Source organism: Heliophilum fasciatum (genome assembly GCF_004341395.1).
Taxonomy (GTDB): Bacteria; Bacillota; Desulfitobacteriia; order Heliobacteriales; family Heliobacteriaceae; genus Heliophilum; species Heliophilum fasciatum.
In genome coordinates, this window is sequence record NZ_SLXT01000012.1 from 45818 (window position 1) to 65809 (window position 19992).

Sequence of the window (19992 nt, forward strand, 5' to 3'; positions counted from 1 at the left end):
GCCACTTCCTTATAGGCAGATTACCGAGGACTCCTAGGACTACTCTTCACCCCGCCGTCGCAGCGCACCGAGTAAAGCGACGCAAAACCAAAATGAAATCACCATCATCGGCACTTCAAAAACGTTCTCTACAGCATTATGCAAGGCCACGCCGATAATACCGCAAGCCACACCGGCCGCCAGAGGGCGATAGCGACGAGCCGTATGCAAGGCCGAGCCAATGCTAAACCGTATCGTGGCCAAAATCAAGCCTAGCAAGGAAAATAAACCCACAAGACCGGTTTCCGCAGCCGTTTTCAGGTAATAGTTATCGGTGTAGAGCGTTTTATGCGAAAAATAAATCGCATTGCGCTCGGCAGCAGCACCGCCAAACTGGCCAAGACCGATCCCCGTCATCGGGTGTTGCTGCACTTTTTCCAGCGCCAAGTTCCAACGATCGATTCGCCCGCCCTTGGCCGAACTGGCAAAATAACTGGGGCTCAGCAAATAGCTCACGCGATCCGCCACCGACGGCGCAGCGGCCGGCAAGAGCAACGCACCGATCAACAAAATGGCGATAATCCGCCGGTCCTGCAGCAAACTAAAGAGTACAATGGCGATCCCCAACCCCAGCCAGGCACCACGAGAAAAAGTAACGACCATGCAAGCGGCCATGACCCCGGCGCAAGCGAGAAAAAACCAACGCTGCCACCGGTGGCTTTGGTACGTCAGCCCCAGAGCGATAGGCGTTGTCAACACCAGCAAGCTGCCAAGCACGTTCGGGCTTTGAACGATAGAAAAAGCCCGCGTCGTGATACTTTCCGCTTTGTCGACCCAGTTTTCCGGCATCGGTACTTTGATGATGTACTGGTAAACACCGAAGGCGGCAATGCCGGTAGCGATCAACGCAAAAAAGATCAAAAAACGGCGGCTTTGGGCAGGGCGCTCCAAGAGCTGAATGGCCAGATAAAACCAAAATGTATGCTGAATGACAACGCGCAAACCTTCGAAGGGCACCGAGATCCGCGGATAGGTATGATCGATAAGAAAAAGCGTGATCATGATGATATTAAAAGCCGTCAGCGCCACAAAAAGCGGGTGGCCGCGCCAGCGAAAATCGCGCCGTGTCAGCCAGTGGGCGCCAATGGCAGCAATCATCAAAACAAAAAGGCCTTTGTCCCAAATGGCAGCAACGCTGGCCGGCAACTGAAGCCGCAAAAACCAGTCAATGGGGCTAAAAGCGGCGATGCCAATCAGGCCCAGGGCTGGGCGAAAAATCAGCAACTGCAGCGCCACCAGGGCCAGCAAAAGCGCGACAGTAGCGACATCACCGTACCGGGAGGCCAGGAAACCAAGGCCAGCACCGAGGCCGAACAGGAGCAGGAACATGAGCTTTTCAGCGACTGGACTCAAAGCCGGTGCCACGGGATAAGGGGAAGTGACGGCCCCGGGAGCCCTAGCAGCCCCGACAGTTCCGGTAGTCCCGACGCCCCCAGCGGCCCCAGCAGCTACTTCCGAATCGTGATCACGAAACAAAGCCGCAACGCCGCGGGCGATCCAAGATTGGGCCGCCACTTCCGCTACAGTACTTGTACAGGTGCGGAACGTATAAAGAGCAGCAATGATAAGCAATGGCAACAGCACCGTACTCAGGTTCCAAGGCGCATGGCCGGTAGTAATCAAAGGGATTTTCGCGTGAAGCCAACCGATAACCAGCGCGACACCGGCCCGGCTGATACCGGCCAACTGCCACCCTTCCGGTACGGCCAGATGGCGCACAATATTGCCGACCAGTGACGTATCGGCGGTCGGCAAAAACAGATCGAGCCAACGCCGGCGCAGTAGAACCAAGGGCGCCGTGATCAGGCGCCAAAGACGTAAAAATTGCGAATCCGTAGCGAGGCGCTCCATTCGCCCATAGGGATCATCACCGACGAAACGGCCGGTAACGCTTTGGCGAGCCAGGGCGATGAACCGTTCCAGGCCCCGATGAATCCAACTGCGCTGCCAGACCAGGTCGATTTTTTTCAAAAGAAAAACAAGAAGTTGCATAAGTCGACCGATCAAGCTGTTGACAAGGACTTGGCGAAACGTTTCAATGGTATTCAGGGGGTTTTCACCTCGTTGCCTATGAAGTGGGGACCTTTTGAAGTGGGGAGGACAAATGGTTGGATATTGTATGTATAGGAGCGGCAGAGTGGCACGGCATCTGGGCGCGGGCGCAACAGTTGATGGTACGCCTGGCCGATCAGGGGCATCGCGTGCTTTATGTCGATCCGCCGATCACCTATTTGGCAGGATTAAAAAATAAAGCCCTTTGGGAAGCGCGACAAGCAGCACTAAAGGCCGCACGGGAAGGGACACGGGAAGGGACGGAAGGGACGGAAGGGACGGAAGGGACACTAAAAGCATCACCGCAAGGACTCACGGAACTACGGCCCGGTGCGATTTGGGGATTGCAGCCACCGATCTTTTGGCCTTTTCACAGCATGTATCGACCCGTCAACCGCAGCAACCAAAAACGGCTGGCCCGTGCGCTGGATCAAGCGCTGCGTACCTTAAAATGGCAGCGGCCGGTGCTGTGGACTTATCTACCGGGCTCTTGCGATTTGCTGGGCGGCGACCGCTGGTCCCAAGTGATCTATGACTGTGTCGATGATCACGCGGCCTTTCAAGGGCTCATCGACCCAGTCGTCATGCAAGCCATGGAAGATGAATTGGCGAAGCGCGCCGATGTGGTCTTTGCTTCGGCCCAGGCGCTGGCGCGCAAGATGGAGCGAGTCCGCCCCGATGTGACGCTCGTCGCCAATGCAGCCGACGTAGAACACTTTCGACAGGCTGCCACTGACGCGGAGCACGCCCAAGCTGCCCGTGGTGATGCCGATGAAAAAAACAGCCACAAACTCCCGGGGGACATGCCTGCGCCAGGAAAACCGGTCATTGGCTTTATCGGTGGCATCGGCAGTTGGATCGATACAGAATTATTGGCAGCCCTAGCCCGTGCCGTACCGGAGGCGAATTTGGTGTTGATCGGTCCCGTCGAAACGGACGTACGAGCACTGCAGGCGCTGCCGAACGTACAACTCCTCGGTAAAAAGCCTTACGCCCAATTGCCGCAGTACCTGCGTTATTTTGACGTTTGCCTGTCGCCCTTTCGGATGAACGAGTTGACAGCCGCCGTCAATCCCGTCAAGATCTATGAGTACCTGGCTGCCGGGAAGCCCGTCGTCTCAACGGCACTGCCTGAGGTCCTGCCCTTTGCACCGGTCGTCCAAGTGGCCCACGATCACCATGACTTCATTGCCATGGTGCAGGCGTCCCTGCGTGCAGCGCCAACCGCAGGAAGAGCGGAGCGGCAAGCACTGGCAGAGACCCATTCCTGGGATGCCCGGCTGGCCGTGATGATGGAGCGAATCAAGGCGACGGTAAAATCTTGACGCTGTCCACAATCCCTTGCAGGTTCATCGTTTGCGTTTTGTACCAGTATTCTTTCCCAGCTTTGATCTCCTGATTGCCCACCTTCAGATCGGCCGTGGCCGATTTGGAGGTGCCGCGGATCACAACATACACATCCTTATAATGGGGATCATCGGAGACCACCGTTTCCCCCTGCGCGTTCGTCTGGGACGTGCGCGAGGGAACGACACGAATCGATTCGACACGGGCGTCCTCGACAAACACGCCGCCGGCCACCAGTTTTTCATTCGTGTTCAGACCAGCCACCAGTTCGGGGTGAACTTTTTTGAAAAAGCCTTCGAACTGCACTTCCGTAGTTGTGGTGCTCACGATGTTTTTGGTTTTGGTGGCGAGACCAAAGACGAGAGCGACGATGGCGACAAGGACAACCAAGTCGAGAGGGTTGATCAGGCCGAACCAGCGGCCCCGGTCATCGACGAGTTTCATGGGAGCTACATTCCTCCTATTAGTTATTGAATTAGCTATCATTCGACATCAGGAGGCATCTTCCTTGTTTGTGCCAAGAAGAACCACTCAAAAGACACAAACCACCGCATAAGCACAAAGCTCAAAAAATAAACTATGGAATCAAAGGAGGCCCATGGCACATGCGGCAAAATGTAGATCTATCGGTAACGGACATTCAGGGTATTCTACCCCATAGACCACCGTTTTTATTGCTTGATCGCGTGACGGAATTAGAAGTCGGTCGTTCGGCCGTTGGTTGGAAAAATGTCACGATCAATGAACCTTTTTTTCAAGGGCACTTTCCCGGTTATCCGGTGATGCCCGGCGTGTTGATCTTAGAAGCATTGGCCCAAACCGGCGCTGTGGCCCTGCTCAAGATGCCGGAGTTCGCCGGCCGCATCGCCTTGTTCGCCGGAATGGACGACGTGCGTTTTCGCCGACAAGTAGTACCCGGCGATGTGCTGCGTTTGGAAGCAGAATTGACGGCATTGAAACGCGGCATCGGCAAAGCCAAAGGTATAGCCACCGTCGACGGTCAGATGGTCTGCGAGGCACTGCTGACATTCGCTGTAAAATCATAAGGTTTCATCAAATCAAGGTTTCATCAAATCAATCAAGATCCTTCGTAAAATCAGAGCTTTCATGAAATCCCCCGCCTTACATTCCCCTCAGTATGGTCGGAACAAAAGGATTCTATGCGTGGTATCTTGTCTTATGGAAGGCCTTGGGGTAGAATGATGGTTAAGGCGCCCTGCTTTACCGTAAATACAGCTTGGTTAGCAACAAAGTGGTAGCCCTTACGTAAAAAAGTTCGTGGGAGAAAGGCAGGCGACCTATGTGTCGATGGCCTTAGTGGCATTTGCCGCTTTTGTGCTAGCACTCGTCCTTACACCAGCTGTGCGCTGGTTTGCATTTCGCATTGGCGCCGTCGATGTGCCAACGGGGCGAAAAGTGCACTCCCGGGTGATGCCGCGTCTAGGAGGACTGGCGATCTGGGCGGGATTTACCATCGTGGCTTGTGCCTTGGGTTGGTGGAAACCGGAGCTTTGGCGTCCGGAAATGACCGGACTGCTGATTGGGAGTTTCATCATCGTCTTGACCGGTGTTCTAGATGATCGCTTTGATTTGTCGCCCAAGATCAAGCTCATCGGGCAAGTGGCAGCAGCCGGTGCGGTCATTCCCTTCGGACTATCCGTCGATTTTGTGACAAACCCCTTTATTAACCCCGACGTCTTGGAATTAGGTTGGTTAAAGATTCCGATTACGATCTTCTGGATTATCGGTGTGACCAATGCCGTCAATTTAATTGACGGACTCGATGGTCTGGCTGCCGGAATCTCGGCCATTGCCGCTCTGACCCTCGCCGTTGTGTCCTGGACCCAAGGTCAAATCCTCGTAGCATACCTGGCGTTAGCCATTGGTGCCGCCGCCGTAGGCTTCTTAAAGCATAACTTTCATCCGGCGACCATCTTTATGGGCGACACCGGCGCTATGTTTCTGGGATTCGTTTTGGCCTGCTTGTCCATCATGGGCCTAGCCAAAGTAGCTACAGTGATTTCCGTTTTTGTTCCTATTTTAATCGTCGGTATCCCGATCTTAGACACAGGGTTTGCGATTTTCCGTCGTTACCAAAAAGGACAACCGATTTTTCAAGCCGATAAAGGACACTTGCACCATCGCTTGCTGGAACTGGGTTTTTCCCATCCCCAGACCGTGTTAATCATCTACGGTATCAATGCCGTTCTCGGTATTACAGCAGTGATTCTCACCAGTGTCTCGACGGCGCAAAGTGTTTTTGTGTTGATTTTCGTCGCTAGCTTGATTCTTGTGTTGGCGGACCGGTTGGGTATAGTGGGACGTTCGACTGCGGTAACGGAAGTGGCCGTAAGTCGGATCGCCATCAAGCAAGAGCAACCGGAAGAGCGCTGAAAAGGGTCGTTGATTTGATGCAGACAAGCCAGTGGTGAAGTTTTCCACCAGTGGCTTTTGTCATGTATATGAGTGGAATGTACAATGGGGTGACAGAATGAAATCTTCATCAAAAAGGCAAAGCCCAGGTCTCTTGCCGGAAGAGATCGAAGTGCTTTTGGCCCCGACGTCAGAGAAACGAACAACATCTACAACATCACCAACACCTGAACCAAAACGCCCGCGCTGGGTCGGTTGGATCAAAGGTGCTGGTCTAATGGCAGCTGGATTTCTAGTGGGGCAAGTGGTGCTGGCTTTTGCAGCCACACCGGGAACCAGTGATGATCCGTTAGTAGCACGAAGCTATCTTTTTAAGGCGATGCGGGCGAATAATGCCGATCTACATAACCAGATCGTGGCCCTCAATGCTCGCGTAGAAGCGTTACAAGTGGCCGTTGCCCGTGCCGGACAAACGATCCAATTACCGCCCATGCCAGCAGGCTATCAAAGCACCACATGGACAGCCGAAACGGCCAAACTCGGTGGCGGCCTGGAGGCCTTCGCCACAAGTGCCCCCGTCACCACGGTAACAACCGGAGCGGCCGGGGCAACTTCATCCGGAACAACCCCCACGACCGCTTCAACCGTTGCGTCGCGGGGCGCAGTTGCAACAACGTCCGCCACAACGGCTACAACACCGGCCACAGGGACTGCGAAGACCGGTACCATCACACCAACCGGCGGTGCCAATGTGCGCTATGGCCCGGGTACCGATTATACATTACTGACCAAATTGCCCTATCGCACCAGCGTGGTGATTCTGGAAAAAGTCAACGGTGCCGACGGCGGGCAGCCTTGGTATAAAGTACGCCTTGCCAACGGGCAAGAAGGTTACGTGCGTCAAGATCTACTGGCCATGCCGTAACTGCGCGGCGTCGCCGCGTGACATAGTCGCATACCCTAACCGGAAAACAAAAGCAAAAGTAAAAAATCGAGGTGGCAAACTTTGCACGTATTGGTCACCGGCGGAGCCGGCTTTATCGGTTCCCATGTCGTAGATACCTTAATCCAGCGAGGTCACACCGTGACAGTACTGGACGATTTGTCGACCGGCAAACGGCAAAATGTTCATCCCCAAGCCCGGTTGATCATTGGTGACGTCTGTCAAACCGATTGGCAAGCGCCCTTGACCGAGCAGGATAACCCCCCGGAAGCGGTCATTCACCTGGCTGCCCAAGTCGACGTGCAAACATCGCTGCGTGATCCCGGGCGCGATGCCCAAGTCAACATTATCGGTACCCTGCAAATGCTGGAATTTTGCCGCCGTCAAGGTATCCAACGCCTGGTGCTGGCCTCATCCGCTGCCGTCTATGGCGAGCCGCAAAGGTTGCCCATCGATGAAGAACATCCCGTGGCACCGATGAATTTTTACGGGATCAGCAAGCACACCCCCGAGCACTACCTGGCCGTCTATCGACAATTGCACGGGATCGAAGGCATCGCATTACGCTTTGCCAACGTCTTTGGCCCGCGGCAAGATGCGACAGGCGAAGGCGGCGTGGTGGCGATTTTTGCCGATCATTTACGGCGACACCAAGCCCCGGTGATTTTCGGCGACGGGGAGCAAACACGGGATTTTGTGTTTGTCGGTGATGTGGCCGCCGCCGTCATTCAAGCGATGGAAGCGCCGGCATCGCAGCTTCGTCACCATATTTACAACGTCAGTACCGGCGTGCCCTTGACAGTTAATCAACTATACCAGACCATGCAGGACATCCAGGGTAGCAAGCTACCGGTTAACTATGGACCGGCGCGGCCCGGCGATATTCAACATAGTTATCTTGATTCGACACGAATCTACAACGATCTTGACTGGCGTCCCCGCATCACCTTGGCCGATGGCCTGGCCTTAACGCTCGCTGCCTCAGTCGAATGAGGTGACCGCTACTGCCCTGGCCCTTAAGGGAGCGTCAGTTTTTGTCCTAAAAAAAATCGGATCTCTTGCCGCGCTTCGACTTTCTTCTGAGGACAGCCTTGCCGCCGCAATGTTATGCTTTTAGTAACGATTCGGCATGTAACGATAAAAGGCGACCCAATAATCGGTCAGCAATTGATGCCCAATCGGCCAACAATCGATGCCCGATAATCGGTCAGCCATCGATACTGCCTTTACGTAGCATAACAGTAGCGGAGGTGCCGGCTTGGTAGGGAGTACAGTATTGTCGAAGCAAGGGGAGTTTCAACTGCCGCAAGAATGGTTAAATGACGGACAATGTGCGGCAGTACGCATGGAAATTGACAGCCTCGGGCAATTAGTGATTCGCCCCATTACACACCTGCGGCTCGTCACACCTGTGGAGATGGGAACGATGGATGCATACGTAGCCGGACAAGCCTAGCCATGTCGGGCAAGCCTCCCCTTGATGTGGGAGGCTTTTTTTTGCAGGAAAAACGGGTTCGTTTGTCGAAAGAAGGAGCCCGGGTTATGTACGCAGATCATCCTGGTTAGTGCAGAAGGGAGGCCGGCGTGCTGGACGCAACCGCGTTGGATAAAATTGTCCAAGGGACACTGGAAACGATCGAACAATCGAAAGAAAAAATTTTTTCGATTACCGAAGATGCACGCCTTGAAGTCTCCAGTGTACAAAAAGATCTCCAAGCCATCCAAAAGGAAACACTAGAGGTAATTGAAAACGTTGACGCTCTGGAACGGCAAGAACGCAGTGCCCGCGTGCGACTGATGGAAGTCAGTCGAGACTTATATCGTTTTAGCGAACAAGACATTCGCCAGGCCTACGAACAAGCGCAGGCGCTCCAGGTAAGTTTGGCCGTGTATCGTGAACGGGAACTCCAACTGCGTACACGACGAGACACACTGGAACGGCGGCTACGTACCCTCCAAAGCATGGTAGAACGGGCAGAAGCGTTGATTGGACAGATTGGCGTGATCTTGGACTTTTTAGGAAACAACTTGCAAATCGTCGGTGCAAAACTGGAAGAAGCCCAGCAACAAGAGCAATTGGCGCTGCAGATCGTTCTTGCCCAGGAAAAAGAACGGCGGCGCGTGGCCCGAGAAATTCACGACGGACCGGCTCAGACCATGGCCGGTATGGTGATGCAAGCGGAACTGTGCGAAAAACTGCTCATCCAAAGCCCGGAGCGGGCCCGGCAAGAACTAGGTGAACTCAAAAACACAGTCCGTCTTACCCTGAAAGATGTCCGCAAAATCATCTATGATCTGCGGCCGATGGCCTTGGAAGACAGCAGTTTATACGATGCGCTGCGCCGCTATACCGCAGATTTTCAAGAGAAAACCAACCTGCAGATCACGTTGCGCTTTCGTGGAGAAGAACAAGCGCTCGGCACAGCCTATAAAGTCGCTTTGTTTCGCATGGTACAAGAAGCCCTCAGCAATGTACATAAGCATGCGCGAGCAACCACTGTAACCGTACAAATGGAAATGCTTCCGCAAGGCGTAGCCGTTTCGGTGACCGATGACGGATGCGGATTTATTTACGAAGAAATGCAAGGGATGTCGGCCGATCATTTTGGCATTGCCGGCATGCAGGAGCGCGTAGCCCTGCTGAAGGGAACCCTGAATATACGCACCGGTACCGGCAAAGGAACAACCTTGTTGATCCGGATCCCGCTGAACATGGAGGTGGCAGACGATGAAACAAAGCGGCACCGTTCGCATTCTGATCGCTGATGATCATCCGATTGTGCGCCAAGGATTGCGCAAGATCTTAGAATTAGAGCTACGTTTCGAAGTGATTGACGAAGTGGGTGACGGGCAAAGCGCCATCCGCCAGAGCCGTAGCTTGCAGCCGGACGTAATTTTAATGGATATTAACATGCCCGGGGCCAGTGGTATCGAAGCATGCCAAGTAATCAAACGAGAACATCCGCAGATCGGCATCATCATTCTCACCGCCCATGACGACGAGGGCGATATCCTGCGGGCCGTGGAAGCGAAGGTCGATGGCTTTTTGCTGAAAGATGTCGATCCGGACCGTTTGAGCAGTGCGATTCTTTGTGTGGCTCAGGGCGGTTCCGTCCTCGATCCGGATATTATCAACAAAGCTGCCGGTTACGGCCGCCAGCGTCATGGACATGGACAGGACCACCGTGGTGACGATTTGACGGAACGGGAAAAGGACGTGCTTTCCCTGATCGGCCGCGGTGCGTCCAACCAAGCGATTGCGCAGACACTTTTCATCAGCGAAAAAACAGTAAAAAATCACATCACCAGTATCTTTCGCAAAATCCAAGTCAAAGACCGTACGCAAGCAGCGCTTTTTGCAATCAAACATCGCTTTGTCGACATTCAGTGACAAAACAATTTCTTTTTTTACGAAGGAAGAAATCACCTTTTTGGCGAAACATCTACCATCCATTGCCAAAAGGGTGATTTTTTTGCTTTGCTTACGAGGAGTGCTGTACTTGGCCCGCGGCGGCCACAAGGAATGGCTCGGTATCACCCATGATCCTACGCTGGACAGCGCTGTGCTGGCCCACGAAGGCTACACCGAATTAAACGTAATCACGCCGATATTGCCCATCGGTATCCTTTTATATATCTGGAAAAAATTATGGCATGAAGACGCCGGCGGTTTTGACGGCCGATCGCGGTACTGGCTTACCGAAGGGCGCTGGCCAAGTCACGCAACGCAGGGGTGTAACGGGCAACCCAACCGTCAACGTAACCGTCAACCCAATCAGCAGAGAAGCTGGTGGACTGGTCCTCTGGATTGGGCAACGAAGCAATCGGCGTGGTGGAAGCAAAAAAGCCGCAGTTTTCTGGATGATCTGCAGGCATCATGGAATAACCGCCTGCCGGACCGGCGGGATGATCAACGGGATGATCACCGGCATGATCCAGCCATAAAACCGTGGCTAAGCCAAGTTATCGCCCTCTTACGCAAGGTTGATGCTCCCGCTGCCGGTGATCGGCAGCCCTATCCTGTACACATCTACCGCATCAATCGCGAGCAAGGGGTACCCTTTACGGTGGAGCAAGCTCGGCAAGTAGCAATGGCAATGGAAGGCCGGTTGCTGTTTATGAATGAAGTAGAAAAAGCAGTAGCTGAATGTGTACAGGGTGCCCCATCCAATGGACTTCCCCTGGAAGATATTTTGCAGGTCTTAGCGTTGCTTGGCGTTATCCAAGTGTTTGCTTCGGTGGAGTTGAAGGCCCCGGGGCAGGGGCAGTGCATGCGCTGCGGTGAAACGGAAAACGTCTTGCTTAGTTCCTGTGTGCGTTGCGGCCGTAGCCACTGCATGGCCTGTGAAGCCTGTGCAGCTATGGGCGAAGCACGGCTGTGCCGTCCGCTGTACGGAATGGCCGGCGATGAGCAATGGCTGGAACGATGGGACCATGATGTGGAGCCACGGCTACGCCTGATTTGTCGGCCAAGCCGAACAGATAAGCAACGGGCGGCAGCGCCGGGATATTCGCCGAATGAACCACCGCCCGGTATGCACTGGCCCCAGTTGACCTTCAAGTTGACACCGGCCCAAGCAGCAGCCAGCCAGCGCGTCGAAGCGACGTTGATGCACCGAACCATGGCAACACCAGGTGCCGTTGGCAGAGTCACAAGCGAAGCCACCCCCATCCATGACATCGCCGCCACCGATACGCGCGAGGAGCCCGGCAGCCCCCAGGGCGTTCTGGTCTGGGCCGCCTGTGGTGCTGGCAAAACCGAAGTTGTCTTTGGCAGCATCGCCCAAGTCCTGCGCGCCGGCGGACGGGTGCTTTTTGCCATTCCGCGCCGCGATGTGGTGCTGGAACTGGAGCCGCGCATTCAACAAGCCTTTCCCGGTGCCAGCGTCGGCGCACTTTACGGCGGAAGCTCAGAAAAATACATCCGGCGCCAGATCGTCATCGCCACCACGCACCAAGCGATTCGCTGTTTTCACAGCTTTGACTTGGTTGTTTTAGATGAAGCCGACGCCTTTCCCTACCAAGGCAGTGCGATGCTCCACCAAGCGGTCTTGCGTGCACGGAAACGACAAGGCCGTTCGGTCTATATGACGGCCACACCCGATATAGTATTAAAAGAAGCCGTTGCTGCCCGGCAATTGGCGCTGGTGACCATTCCCGCCCGCCATCATGGCCGACCGCTGCCCGAGCCGGAGATTTTACTGGAGAAGAAATGGAACTGGCAAAAGGATCAATTGATTTTCCCCGAAAAACTCCTGCACTTTTTGCATCGCAGCGTGGAAGGCGACGTAGCGCAGGTCTTTCTTTTTGTTCCTTCCGTTTTTTTAGCGCAGCGCGTCGGGACATCCCTGCAAGTTGCGACCCGCTTACCTCCCTTTAACGATTTTAAAGGGATCTGGGTCGAGTACAGCCATTCCCGCGATCCGGAACGAGAAAGCAAACGACAGCGGTTCAGCCGCCAGGCCTTTCCGATCTTTGTGACGACGGCGATCATGGAGCGCGGGATCACCGTTCCGCGAGCCAACGTCGTTGTTCTCTTTGCGGAAAATGAACGAATTTTCGATGAACGGGCATTGATCCAGATGGCAGGACGAGCCGGGCGCTCCAGCGAACGCCCCGACGGTACCGTATGGTTTGTCGGCACTCGCAAGACATCGGCGATGCAAGAAGCATTAACCAGCATCCGCTGGCTTAATGAAGAGGCCCGAAAAAAAGGATTTTTGGCCTCCTCCATCACTCAGCAACCGGCAGAAACAACACAAAAGGAGGATAACGTATGGGCGCATGGGATAGTGGATGGACGATTGCCCGGTCTCCGCGAGCACTGGTAGATGTACAAAGTGTCAATCCCAAACGAGCAACCCCCATCTGGAAAACCGCCTGGGCGCAGGTGTTTCGTTCCGCGGCGGACACGGTCTTTCCGACGGCGCAGGAATGCTCCTTTTGCCAGCAGCCGCTCAACGGGGATACACGGACAGGCTTATGCCGGCACTGCCTGACCGATCTGGATCTGGAGCGCCAGGGGCTAAACCAGTGCATGACATGCGGCAAATACATCGATGCGGAAGCAACCACCGTGCCTAACAATGCGCCCAATATCGCATCCAATGTAGCACCTAACAATGCACCCAATATCGCATCCAATGTAGCACCTAACAATGCACCCAATATCGCATCCAATGTTGCACCTAACAATGCACCCAACATCACACCTAACAATGCGTCCACCACAGCGATCAACGGTAATGAATGCAGCGACTGTCTCCGCCAAAAGCCGCTCTTTGCGGCGGCCTGGAACATCGGTCCCTATCGCGGGCTCCTGCGCCAGAGTCTGCACGATCTGAAATACCAAGGACAACGGGCCAAAGCAGAACCGCTGGGCCGCTTGATGGCAACCATCTTATGGCGCAACGTACCGAATGCCACCTGGACCCAGCCGTGGGGCGACTGGCAACAAGCCCATTTGATCCCGATCCCCGTACATCCACAAAAATTACAAACGCGCAATTACAATCAAGCCCTCTTGCTGGCCCAAGCCATCAGCGCCGAGACGGGGCTGCTCGTCAATGATCGGCTGGGGCGGCGCAGCGACACCGAAGCGCAGGCCCATCTGACGCGGCAGCAACGTATGGAAAACCTGCGTGGCCAATTCTACGTTCTTCCCGGCGCATCGGCGCCAACAGCGATTATCGTCGATGATATATACACAACCGGAGCGACCGTAGCCGAAGCCACCCGCGTTTTGCGGCAGGCCGGCTATGTACGTGTAGTGGTTCTTACGGCAGCGGCCGGTATCGGTTATTAAGCATCGTGAGCGCTATATGTGTTCATGGCAAGACGTGATACGTCATAAAAGAGGAAAATACATCAGGAAGCTATTGTTTCTACTTGAAAATTAGAGCTATAATGAAAACAAATTATGCATCCAAAAAGGGGACATCAAAGGTGAGTTTGCGAAACTGTGTTCGCTGTGGCCGGCTCTATGCTCCGCAGCGCCAAGAAAAAATCTGCCCGATCTGCTTTCGTGAAGAAGAAAGTCGCTATGAAGATGTCGTCGAGTATCTGCGTGACCATCCCGGAGCTTCCCATGCGGAAGTTGCTCATGCAGTCGGCGTCGAGGAACAGACGATCTATCGCTTTATCGAAGAAGGTCGCCTGGAAGTAGGCGGAGCAAGCTACGCACTCCACCGTTGCCAGCGTTGTGGTTGCACGCTCCAAGCCGGGCGTCATTGTGCGGCTTGTCAAGAGGAGTTGGCCCGCGAACTGCGTGGTGCCGTGCAAGCATTGAGCCTTAGGACGGAAAATCGCATCGCCACCGAAGATACCAAGAACAAAGTCTTTTCCCGTAGTATCCGCAAATAAACAGCGACCTTACGCATGAAGGCCCCGAAACAGAACCGGTTCAATTTTGCCCCTCCTGCACAGAGGGGTTGTTTTTTCTTCAAGAAATCGGAGCCATCTATGGGAATCAAATATTCGACAATTGGGAACGTGAGGCGTCAACATGAAAAACTGTATTCGCTGTGGCCGGCTATACATCCCGAAAGACAGAGAAAAACACTGCCCCATTTGCATCCGTGAATTAGAAAGCCACTATGACGATGTGCGCGAATATTTGCGTGATTTTCCGGGGGCATCGCTCGACGAAGTTTCCGCGGCCACCGGTGTGGATGAAGCCACGATTGCTCGCTTTATCGATGAAGGCCGGATCGAAATCCTGAGCTATCAATCGAAATCCGGTAAGCGATGCCAGCGTTGTGATATCCCGATTAAAGCCGGCCGGTATTGCAGCAGATGCCAGGAAGAACTGGCGCAGGAACTGCGTGGTGCGGCTAAATCCCTAAGTCTTGCCGAAGCTCTTCGACCGAACAGTGGGGCTAAAAGTCATGCAAATAAGAACAAGGTCTTTTCAAACGATCTTAACAAAAGAAAGTAATTATTGGCCGAAAGTAATCATCAAAAGAAAAATTTTCTTTGCCCGCCCGAACCGAGGAGCTATTTCGCTAAAGTTTTGGCGTGCTGTTCACGATAATGATCGAAAGAGCTCATAAACTCCAAAGGTAAGGGAAGGCAAAGGAGTTGAACACGATGAGAATTCCAGCCGGGATCAGTCAGTTATTGCAAATTTACTCCACTGACCGTACCAATAAACCCAAAGATGCACCCCCCCCTGTCGACATCAGGGGCATCGAAGCGCGACTCCTTTGCAGTTTCCGATGAGGCGCGAGAGTTACACCAAGCGCTCCGGGCGGTGCATCAATCGCCCGATCCGCGCATGGAGCGCATCGCAGCGTTACGAGAAAAGATTGCCAATGGCACCTACCGGATTTCCGCCGAAGACATCGCTGACAAAATGATCGAGCACAACCTCGCCGACCGCAAAGAAATATGAAAAAAGGTGAGACGGGATGCCGATGAGAACACAGGTCCCCTCAGCAACGTCCGATCTCGCGGACGCTACCTGGGAGGACCTTTTTGAGCGATTGAACCAATCGCTCAGTATGCATGCTGACCTGCTGCAGGCCATGGTGCACCTTGCCGAACTCCAAGAAAAAGCACTTTTTCGCGCCAGCTTGGAGGAGATCAAAAAGATCACCGCCGCCCAAGAAATCCTTGTGGCGCGGGCCGGTAAAGTGGAAGAACAGCGCCAACGATACACGGCCCATCTCGTACGGTTTCCGCGCTTTGCCGACTGTCAAACGCTCGCGCAGATCGTGGCCGTCGCACCGCCGGATAGAAAAACGGCATTGGAAACGTGCATGGGCCAATTGCAGCAACAAACCAAGATCCTAAGAGAAAAAACAGCACGCAATGAAGAAATGCTCCAGCAAACGCTGAAGTTTTTCCAGCATTTTATGAATACCATGTGCGCGGCCACCGAAGCACCGACAGCGGGCTACGGGCGTGGGGGAGATATGTCCGGTGAGCAGCGGGCATTTTTCAGCAAACGCATCTAACCGGCGATCGGATCGTCACCGCATGACCAAGTCAGCAAGGGGGAGCAGGCATGGTATCGACGTTTTTTGGCTTGGAAATTGCCCGCCGCGGCGTATTGACCGGTAAAATGGGCTTAGATGTGACCAGCCACAACGTTGCCAATGCGAATACGGAAGGATACTCACGGCAAACAGCCAACATCAGTGCGACGCCGTCCGTCTATGTACCGGGCATGAAACCGGCTTCCTGGCCCGGACAGATCGGCACCGGCGCGGAAGTGGCGGAGATCAAACGCTATCGCGACGACTTTCTCGATCGCCAGTACCGGAACGAAAATGCCCGACTCGGCGAATGGCAAAGCCGTGCCGATACAACCCAGCGCATTCAGATGCTGCTCAATGAAACCGGTGAAACGGGCCTTTCCAAAGTGATCGACCAGTTCTGGGAGTCAATGCAGGATCTGACGGCCAACCCCAACCAATCCGGTGCCCGCAGTGTCGTGGTGCAGCGCGGGAAAGCCCTGGTCGAAACGTTCAACCACTTGGACCGTCAGCTCACGCAGTTACAAGATAGTATCAACGATGACATTATCGGTAAAGTTCGTGACATCAATAACTATGCCGATCAAATCGTTACCCTCAACGGCCAGATTATGCGCATTGAAGCCAAACAAGGTGAACATGCCAACGATCTGCGAGACAAACGGGATCTCTTGCTCGACAAGCTGTCGAAGATTGTGGGGATCGAAGTGACCGAAGATACAACCGGCATGATCAACGTGTCGATCGGTAACTTTGACCTTGTGACTGCGCTGGAACGGGATAGTTTTATTTTGGATCCTGAGCCCATCAACTTGACGGACCCGTATAGCACGCTGAACATCCGCTGGGCCAGTTCCTCTGGTATTGTGGAAATTACCGGCGGTGAGCTTTATGGTTTACTGGAATCGCGGAACCCAACCGGCGTCGTCGTTGACACCCGCAATCGACTGAATAACATGGTGAAGGTGTTTAGTGCGGAATTCAACCGCATTCATGAACAAGGTGTTACACTCGATCAGATCAACAAGGGGACGGCCAATGCGGCGTCGGGGATCAAATTTTTTGTTCAGACCAATAGTGCTGGGGCACTGATTGATCCCTTGGACATTGCCAATATCAAGATTAACCCCCTGCTGGATGATCCGGCGCAGATTGCAGCCGGACGTCCAGAAACGTATGATCAGATCCCGGCCGCTACCACGACCTTTGAAGGTGACGGACGCAACGCTTTGAAACTCTCCCAGTTAAAATATGCGAAACTCGACTTTACTCCGGCTTCGACCATGGATGGCTTTTACAACACCTTAATCGGTGATCTGGGTGTTGCGGGGCAGCAGAATACGCGTATGAAGGATAATCAGACTACATTAACCAACACGATCAAAAATCAACGGAACTCCATATCTTCCGTATCGCTCGATGAAGAGATGACCAACATGATTCGCTTTCAGCAAGCCTTCAACGCGGCTTCGCGCATGGTGTCGGCGATGGATGAGATGCTGGACAAGTTGATCAACGGCATGGGTGTGGTTGGACGGTAACTGAATTTTCCCGAGTGAAGCAGCGCAGCCAAGGAGGAACATCATCTCGGAAAGGGGTGAAACCGTTGCGCATCACACAATCGATGATCTCCAATAACTTCATGAATAATTTGAACTCGATCAACCAGCAGATGGAGAAAACGCAGTATCAATTGGGCTCTGGTCAGCTCTATCGCTTACCGGAGGACGGACCGACGGAAACTGTGAAGGCGATGGTCTACAGTTCCACACTTACCCAAGTGAACAAGTATATTGACAACATCCGGGAAGCGCGGATTTGGTTAGATAACAGCGATGCGGCCCTGAACGAAGTCAACAACGTGATGCAACGGATTAATGAATTGTTTGTGGAAGCGAACACCGATACGCTGGGGATCAAGGAACGGCAAGCCATCGCCAAAGAAATCAACGAGCTGACGCAACATATCAGTTCGGTGGCCAATACAAGTGTAGCCGGACGGAGTATTTTTGCCGGCACCAAAACAGAAGTAACGCCGAGCCAGCAAGATCCCGTAACAGGGGAGTGGCGTTGGCTCGGCAACAGCAACCCCATCAATGTGGAATTTGATGCCAATGTGACCGTCCAAATCAACACGATCGGGCAAAAGCTCTTTGCCACACCGGTCGGGGCCAGCGGCAAAGACTTGATGAACTTCCTGCAGGACATGACGGCGAAGCTGGAAAAGGGCGAGCGCGTCGCAGGCAATACAGAACTTGGTCAATTCATGGATGTGCTCTTGCAGGAACGAGCCGCGATCGGGGGCCGCGTCAATCGCGTGGACTTTACCGAAAACCGCCTGCAAGACTTTGAGATCAGCGTCAAGGATCTGCTCTCCAAGACGGCCAATGCCGATATGGCCGAAGTGTACACGCAGATGAGCATGCAGCAAAATATCTATCGGGCAGCGCTCTCGGCCGGCTCGAAGATCATCCAGCCGTCGCTGGTCGACTTCCTGCGGTAACGGGGGGCCGCTTCGGCCCAGAAGCGGCGAGAGGGGGGAGATAGCATGGCCATTTTGCCGACTGGTTCACCAGGATTTCCTGGCGGCGTAGAGGTGCGCATTCGTCAGCCTTGGGGACAGTTGACGATCGACGCTACGCCGAGCCGGGAAGCGATCGGCCTTAAAGATCCCTCGGTCTTCGCCGAGGAAGCCGGCGCCGCAGGCAAGCAAGCCTTGCTCGGCTACATCGCCAAAAGCGCTGCGGAAACCGATCAATGGCTGCGTATCGAAAACCCCGGCGATCCCGCCGTGGCGATCGGCAAAAGCTTCCTTGACAACCGGGCCAGCGAAGTGACACTCACTTCGACAAAGCTGCCGATTATCCACTACACGCGACAAAGCCCCGATCTGCAGTGGGTACTGACCTCCGGCGGTACGCCGATCGGTCGGTTGATCGACCGGATGGCCTAGCATCCCTGACTGGCGGATGATCGACCCTAGGGTCTAGCGTCCCTGAGAGACCGGCTGATCGACCGCATGATGTAGCCTAGCGCCCCGATATGCCGGTCGATCAACCGTATGGCCCAGTGTCCCTGCTCCCCTTGTACGACAACTTGTTAACGCAGCTGTTCGTGAACGGGCGAACAAACCTTTGGTTATGCCATGGAGTGCCAGGAGGCCCAAAAAAGAGGAGGAATGCACGGATGCTGCTTACCACAACCCGTTTCGGAGAAATCGACGTACCGGAAAACCACTGTCTCGCCTTTCCCCAAGGAATTCCCGGTTTTCCCGAAGAAAAATCCTTTGCCTTTTTGCCTTACGAGCCGGACAACGTCTTTGCTTTTTTGCAATCAGCGACCGATCCCGACTTGACCTTTGTCATCGTCAACCCCTTTGCTTTTTTCCCGGACTATGACGTGGCCTTACATACGGACATCGTCGGCGCTATCGGCATCGCTCCGGAAAACCCCGGCGAGATCTGGAACATCGTCACGGTGCGCACCGGCGGCACGGAAATGACGGCGAACTTGCTGGCACCGATCGTGATCAACTGGCTAGATCGCAAAGCCATGCAAGTCGTCTTGGAGAAGACCCCCTACACGACCCGGCACCACCTCATCCCGCCCAAAACCGAAGCAGAAGCCCAGGCGATCGAAGCCAAGATGAACGCGGCGCCCCAGGTTGCCGAGGCACAGGCAGCGCCGGATGACGCTGTTTGATATTTCAGTAACCGTTAACCGCTCGATGCTCCGTTGCCGGGACGGATATAGCAACGAAATCCATTACCCAGGACGGGGAGAGTGAATGAAAGTATGCTCGTTTTGACCCGCAAAGCCGGGGAAAGCATCATTATCGGTGATGATGTGCGTCTCGTCGTCGTCGAAGTGCGCGGCGATCAAGTGCGCATCGGTGTCGACGCGCCGCGGCAAGTGTCCGTCCACCGCGGCGAAGTCTATGAAGCGATCCGCAAAGCCAACCAAGAAGCTGGCACACCGCCGAACTTGCAGGAGTTCGGCAAATTGATCCCCAAAAAACGCTAACGACAGGGATTGCGAAAAAAAGATAAAGATAACCGTATCAGGGATATAATCAACGGTAAAAAGATGAGAACGGGTTATTTCACCTTATATCGCCGAAAACAGCGAAGAAAGAAAACAGCTGTCTGTGCGATATAAATAGTGACCCTTCTCAACGGTGCCGCTTGTCGGACGGCCGCCGAGCAAGCTACATTGAGAGGGGCACTGTAGAGAAGGGCACGGACGCCCGAATCGAACTTC

21 protein-coding genes are annotated in these 19992 nt (G+C 54.1%); 19 read left to right on the forward strand and 2 right to left on the reverse strand.

Translation table 11 applies throughout. The annotated features are described in order from the left end of the window. Positions 1 to 39: 39 nt before the first annotated feature. Positions 40 to 2031 (reverse strand): O-antigen ligase family protein, encoded by a 1992-nt coding sequence (locus EDD73_RS08025; RefSeq protein ID WP_131919265.1) that lies wholly within the window; start codon positions 2029 to 2031, stop codon positions 40 to 42. A 116-nt stretch (positions 2032 to 2147) separates the two neighbouring features. Between EDD73_RS08025 and EDD73_RS08030 the strand changes: the two genes are divergently transcribed. Then, positions 2148 to 3416, forward strand: coding sequence for a glycosyltransferase (locus EDD73_RS08030; protein WP_131919266.1), 1269 nt, complete (start codon positions 2148 to 2150; stop codon positions 3414 to 3416). Here the strand turns inward: EDD73_RS08030 and EDD73_RS08035 are convergent. After that, positions 3394 to 3882: a DUF4330 domain-containing protein gene (locus EDD73_RS08035; protein WP_165876396.1), complete on the reverse strand. Its 489-nt coding sequence runs from the start codon at positions 3880 to 3882 to the stop codon at positions 3394 to 3396. The two genes, EDD73_RS08030 and EDD73_RS08035, sit on opposite strands and share 23 nt — an antisense overlap. Before the next feature lie 161 nt (positions 3883 to 4043). On the opposite strand from EDD73_RS08035, the gene fabZ reads away from it, so the two are divergent. The 18 genes from fabZ to csrA all read left to right on the forward strand — a co-directional run bounded on the left by fabZ (position 4044) and on the right by csrA (position 19755). Continuing rightward, positions 4044 to 4484: a 3-hydroxyacyl-ACP dehydratase FabZ gene (gene fabZ / locus EDD73_RS08040; protein ID WP_131919268.1), complete on the forward strand. Its 441-nt coding sequence runs from the start codon at positions 4044 to 4046 to the stop codon at positions 4482 to 4484. A 262-nt stretch (positions 4485 to 4746) separates the two neighbouring features. Further along, positions 4747 to 5832, forward strand: coding sequence for an MraY family glycosyltransferase (locus EDD73_RS08045; RefSeq protein ID WP_131919269.1), 1086 nt, complete (start codon positions 4747 to 4749; stop codon positions 5830 to 5832). 97 nt (positions 5833 to 5929) lie between these two features. Continuing rightward, positions 5930 to 6736, forward strand: a complete 807-nt coding sequence (locus EDD73_RS08050; protein WP_131919270.1) for an SH3 domain-containing protein — start codon at positions 5930 to 5932, stop codon at positions 6734 to 6736. An 81-nt stretch (positions 6737 to 6817) separates the two neighbouring features. Then, on the forward strand, positions 6818 to 7747 hold the full coding sequence (locus EDD73_RS08055) for an NAD-dependent epimerase/dehydratase family protein (RefSeq protein WP_131919271.1): 930 nt from the start codon (positions 6818 to 6820) through the stop codon (positions 7745 to 7747). A gap of 283 nt (positions 7748 to 8030) precedes the next feature. Further along, a complete protein-coding gene (locus EDD73_RS08060; RefSeq protein WP_131919272.1) occupies positions 8031 to 8210 on the forward strand; it encodes a hypothetical protein in 180 nt (59 codons plus the stop codon). A 128-nt stretch (positions 8211 to 8338) separates the two neighbouring features. Then, positions 8339 to 9520 carry a sensor histidine kinase gene (locus EDD73_RS08065; protein WP_131919273.1) on the forward strand — a complete coding sequence of 394 codons (1182 nt, stop codon included), beginning with the start codon at positions 8339 to 8341 and terminating at the stop codon, positions 9518 to 9520. Further along, positions 9483 to 10145 (forward strand): response regulator transcription factor, encoded by a 663-nt coding sequence (locus EDD73_RS08070; protein WP_131919274.1) that lies wholly within the window; start codon positions 9483 to 9485, stop codon positions 10143 to 10145. Before EDD73_RS08065 ends, EDD73_RS08070 begins: the two co-directional genes overlap by 38 nt. Before the next feature lie 40 nt (positions 10146 to 10185). Beyond that, positions 10186 to 12585, forward strand: a complete 2400-nt coding sequence (locus EDD73_RS08075) for a DEAD/DEAH box helicase family protein (RefSeq protein ID WP_131919275.1) — start codon at positions 10186 to 10188, stop codon at positions 12583 to 12585. Then, positions 12531 to 13559, forward strand: a complete 1029-nt coding sequence (locus EDD73_RS08080; RefSeq protein WP_131919276.1) for a ComF family protein — start codon at positions 12531 to 12533, stop codon at positions 13557 to 13559. Before EDD73_RS08075 ends, EDD73_RS08080 begins: the two co-directional genes overlap by 55 nt. 140 nt (positions 13560 to 13699) lie before the next feature. Further along, positions 13700 to 14116 carry a hypothetical protein gene (locus EDD73_RS08085; RefSeq protein WP_131919277.1) on the forward strand — a complete coding sequence of 139 codons (417 nt, stop codon included), beginning with the start codon at positions 13700 to 13702 and terminating at the stop codon, positions 14114 to 14116. 142 nt (positions 14117 to 14258) lie between these two features. After that, positions 14259 to 14690, forward strand: a complete 432-nt coding sequence (locus tag EDD73_RS08090) for a hypothetical protein (RefSeq protein ID WP_131919278.1) — start codon at positions 14259 to 14261, stop codon at positions 14688 to 14690. Between the two features lie 222 nt (positions 14691 to 14912). Further along, the gene (gene flgM / locus EDD73_RS08095; RefSeq protein ID WP_131919279.1) at positions 14913 to 15146 is read left to right on the forward strand and encodes a flagellar biosynthesis anti-sigma factor FlgM; all 234 of its coding nucleotides are present in this window, start codon (positions 14913 to 14915) and stop codon (positions 15144 to 15146) included. 22 nt (positions 15147 to 15168) lie between these two features. Then, the gene (locus EDD73_RS08100) at positions 15169 to 15711 is read left to right on the forward strand and encodes a flagellar protein FlgN (RefSeq protein ID WP_165876397.1); all 543 of its coding nucleotides are present in this window, start codon (positions 15169 to 15171) and stop codon (positions 15709 to 15711) included. A gap of 50 nt (positions 15712 to 15761) precedes the next feature. After that, a complete protein-coding gene (gene flgK / locus EDD73_RS08105; RefSeq protein WP_131919281.1) occupies positions 15762 to 17273 on the forward strand; it encodes a flagellar hook-associated protein FlgK in 1512 nt (503 codons plus the stop codon). A 65-nt stretch (positions 17274 to 17338) separates the two neighbouring features. Further along, entirely contained in the window at positions 17339 to 18235 is an 897-nt protein-coding gene (gene flgL, locus EDD73_RS08110; protein WP_131919282.1) for a flagellar hook-associated protein FlgL, read from the forward strand. A gap of 45 nt (positions 18236 to 18280) precedes the next feature. Next, positions 18281 to 18685 (forward strand): DUF6470 family protein, encoded by a 405-nt coding sequence (locus tag EDD73_RS08115; RefSeq protein ID WP_131919283.1) that lies wholly within the window; start codon positions 18281 to 18283, stop codon positions 18683 to 18685. 233 nt (positions 18686 to 18918) lie between these two features. Then, positions 18919 to 19434, forward strand: coding sequence for a flagellar assembly protein FliW (gene fliW / locus EDD73_RS08120; protein ID WP_131919284.1), 516 nt, complete (start codon positions 18919 to 18921; stop codon positions 19432 to 19434). A 93-nt stretch (positions 19435 to 19527) separates the two neighbouring features. Beyond that, complete coding sequence (gene csrA, locus EDD73_RS08125) at positions 19528 to 19755, forward strand: carbon storage regulator CsrA (protein ID WP_131919285.1); 228 nt, start codon at positions 19528 to 19530, stop codon at positions 19753 to 19755. Positions 19756 to 19992 lie beyond the last annotated feature (237 nt).

What these genes read in the sequence shown, in the direction of transcription:
- EDD73_RS08025 (WP_131919265.1), bottom strand. Translation starts at nt 2,031, where the DNA reads ATGCAACTTCTTGTTTTTCTTTTGAAAAAAATCGACCTGGTCTGGCAG.
- EDD73_RS08035 (WP_165876396.1), bottom strand. Translation starts at nt 3,882, where the DNA reads ATGAAACTCGTCGATGACCGGGGCCGCTGGTTCGGCCTGATCAACCCT.
- fabZ (WP_131919268.1), top strand. Translation starts at nt 4,044, where the DNA reads ATGCGGCAAAATGTAGATCTATCGGTAACGGACATTCAGGGTATTCTA.
- EDD73_RS08045 (WP_131919269.1), top strand. Translation starts at nt 4,747, where the DNA reads ATGGCCTTAGTGGCATTTGCCGCTTTTGTGCTAGCACTCGTCCTTACA.
- EDD73_RS08050 (WP_131919270.1), top strand. Translation starts at nt 5,930, where the DNA reads ATGAAATCTTCATCAAAAAGGCAAAGCCCAGGTCTCTTGCCGGAAGAG.
- EDD73_RS08070 (WP_131919274.1), top strand. Translation starts at nt 9,483, where the DNA reads ATGAAACAAAGCGGCACCGTTCGCATTCTGATCGCTGATGATCATCCG.
- EDD73_RS08080 (WP_131919276.1), top strand. Translation starts at nt 12,531, where the DNA reads ATGGGCGCATGGGATAGTGGATGGACGATTGCCCGGTCTCCGCGAGCA.
- EDD73_RS08090 (WP_131919278.1), top strand. Translation starts at nt 14,259, where the DNA reads ATGAAAAACTGTATTCGCTGTGGCCGGCTATACATCCCGAAAGACAGA.
- flgM (WP_131919279.1), top strand. Translation starts at nt 14,913, where the DNA reads ATGCACCCCCCCCTGTCGACATCAGGGGCATCGAAGCGCGACTCCTTT.
- EDD73_RS08100 (WP_165876397.1), top strand. Translation starts at nt 15,169, where the DNA reads ATGAGAACACAGGTCCCCTCAGCAACGTCCGATCTCGCGGACGCTACC.
- flgK (WP_131919281.1), top strand. Translation starts at nt 15,762, where the DNA reads ATGGTATCGACGTTTTTTGGCTTGGAAATTGCCCGCCGCGGCGTATTG.
- EDD73_RS08115 (WP_131919283.1), top strand. Translation starts at nt 18,281, where the DNA reads ATGGCCATTTTGCCGACTGGTTCACCAGGATTTCCTGGCGGCGTAGAG.
- fliW (WP_131919284.1), top strand. Translation starts at nt 18,919, where the DNA reads ATGCTGCTTACCACAACCCGTTTCGGAGAAATCGACGTACCGGAAAAC.
- csrA (WP_131919285.1), top strand. Translation starts at nt 19,528, where the DNA reads ATGCTCGTTTTGACCCGCAAAGCCGGGGAAAGCATCATTATCGGTGAT.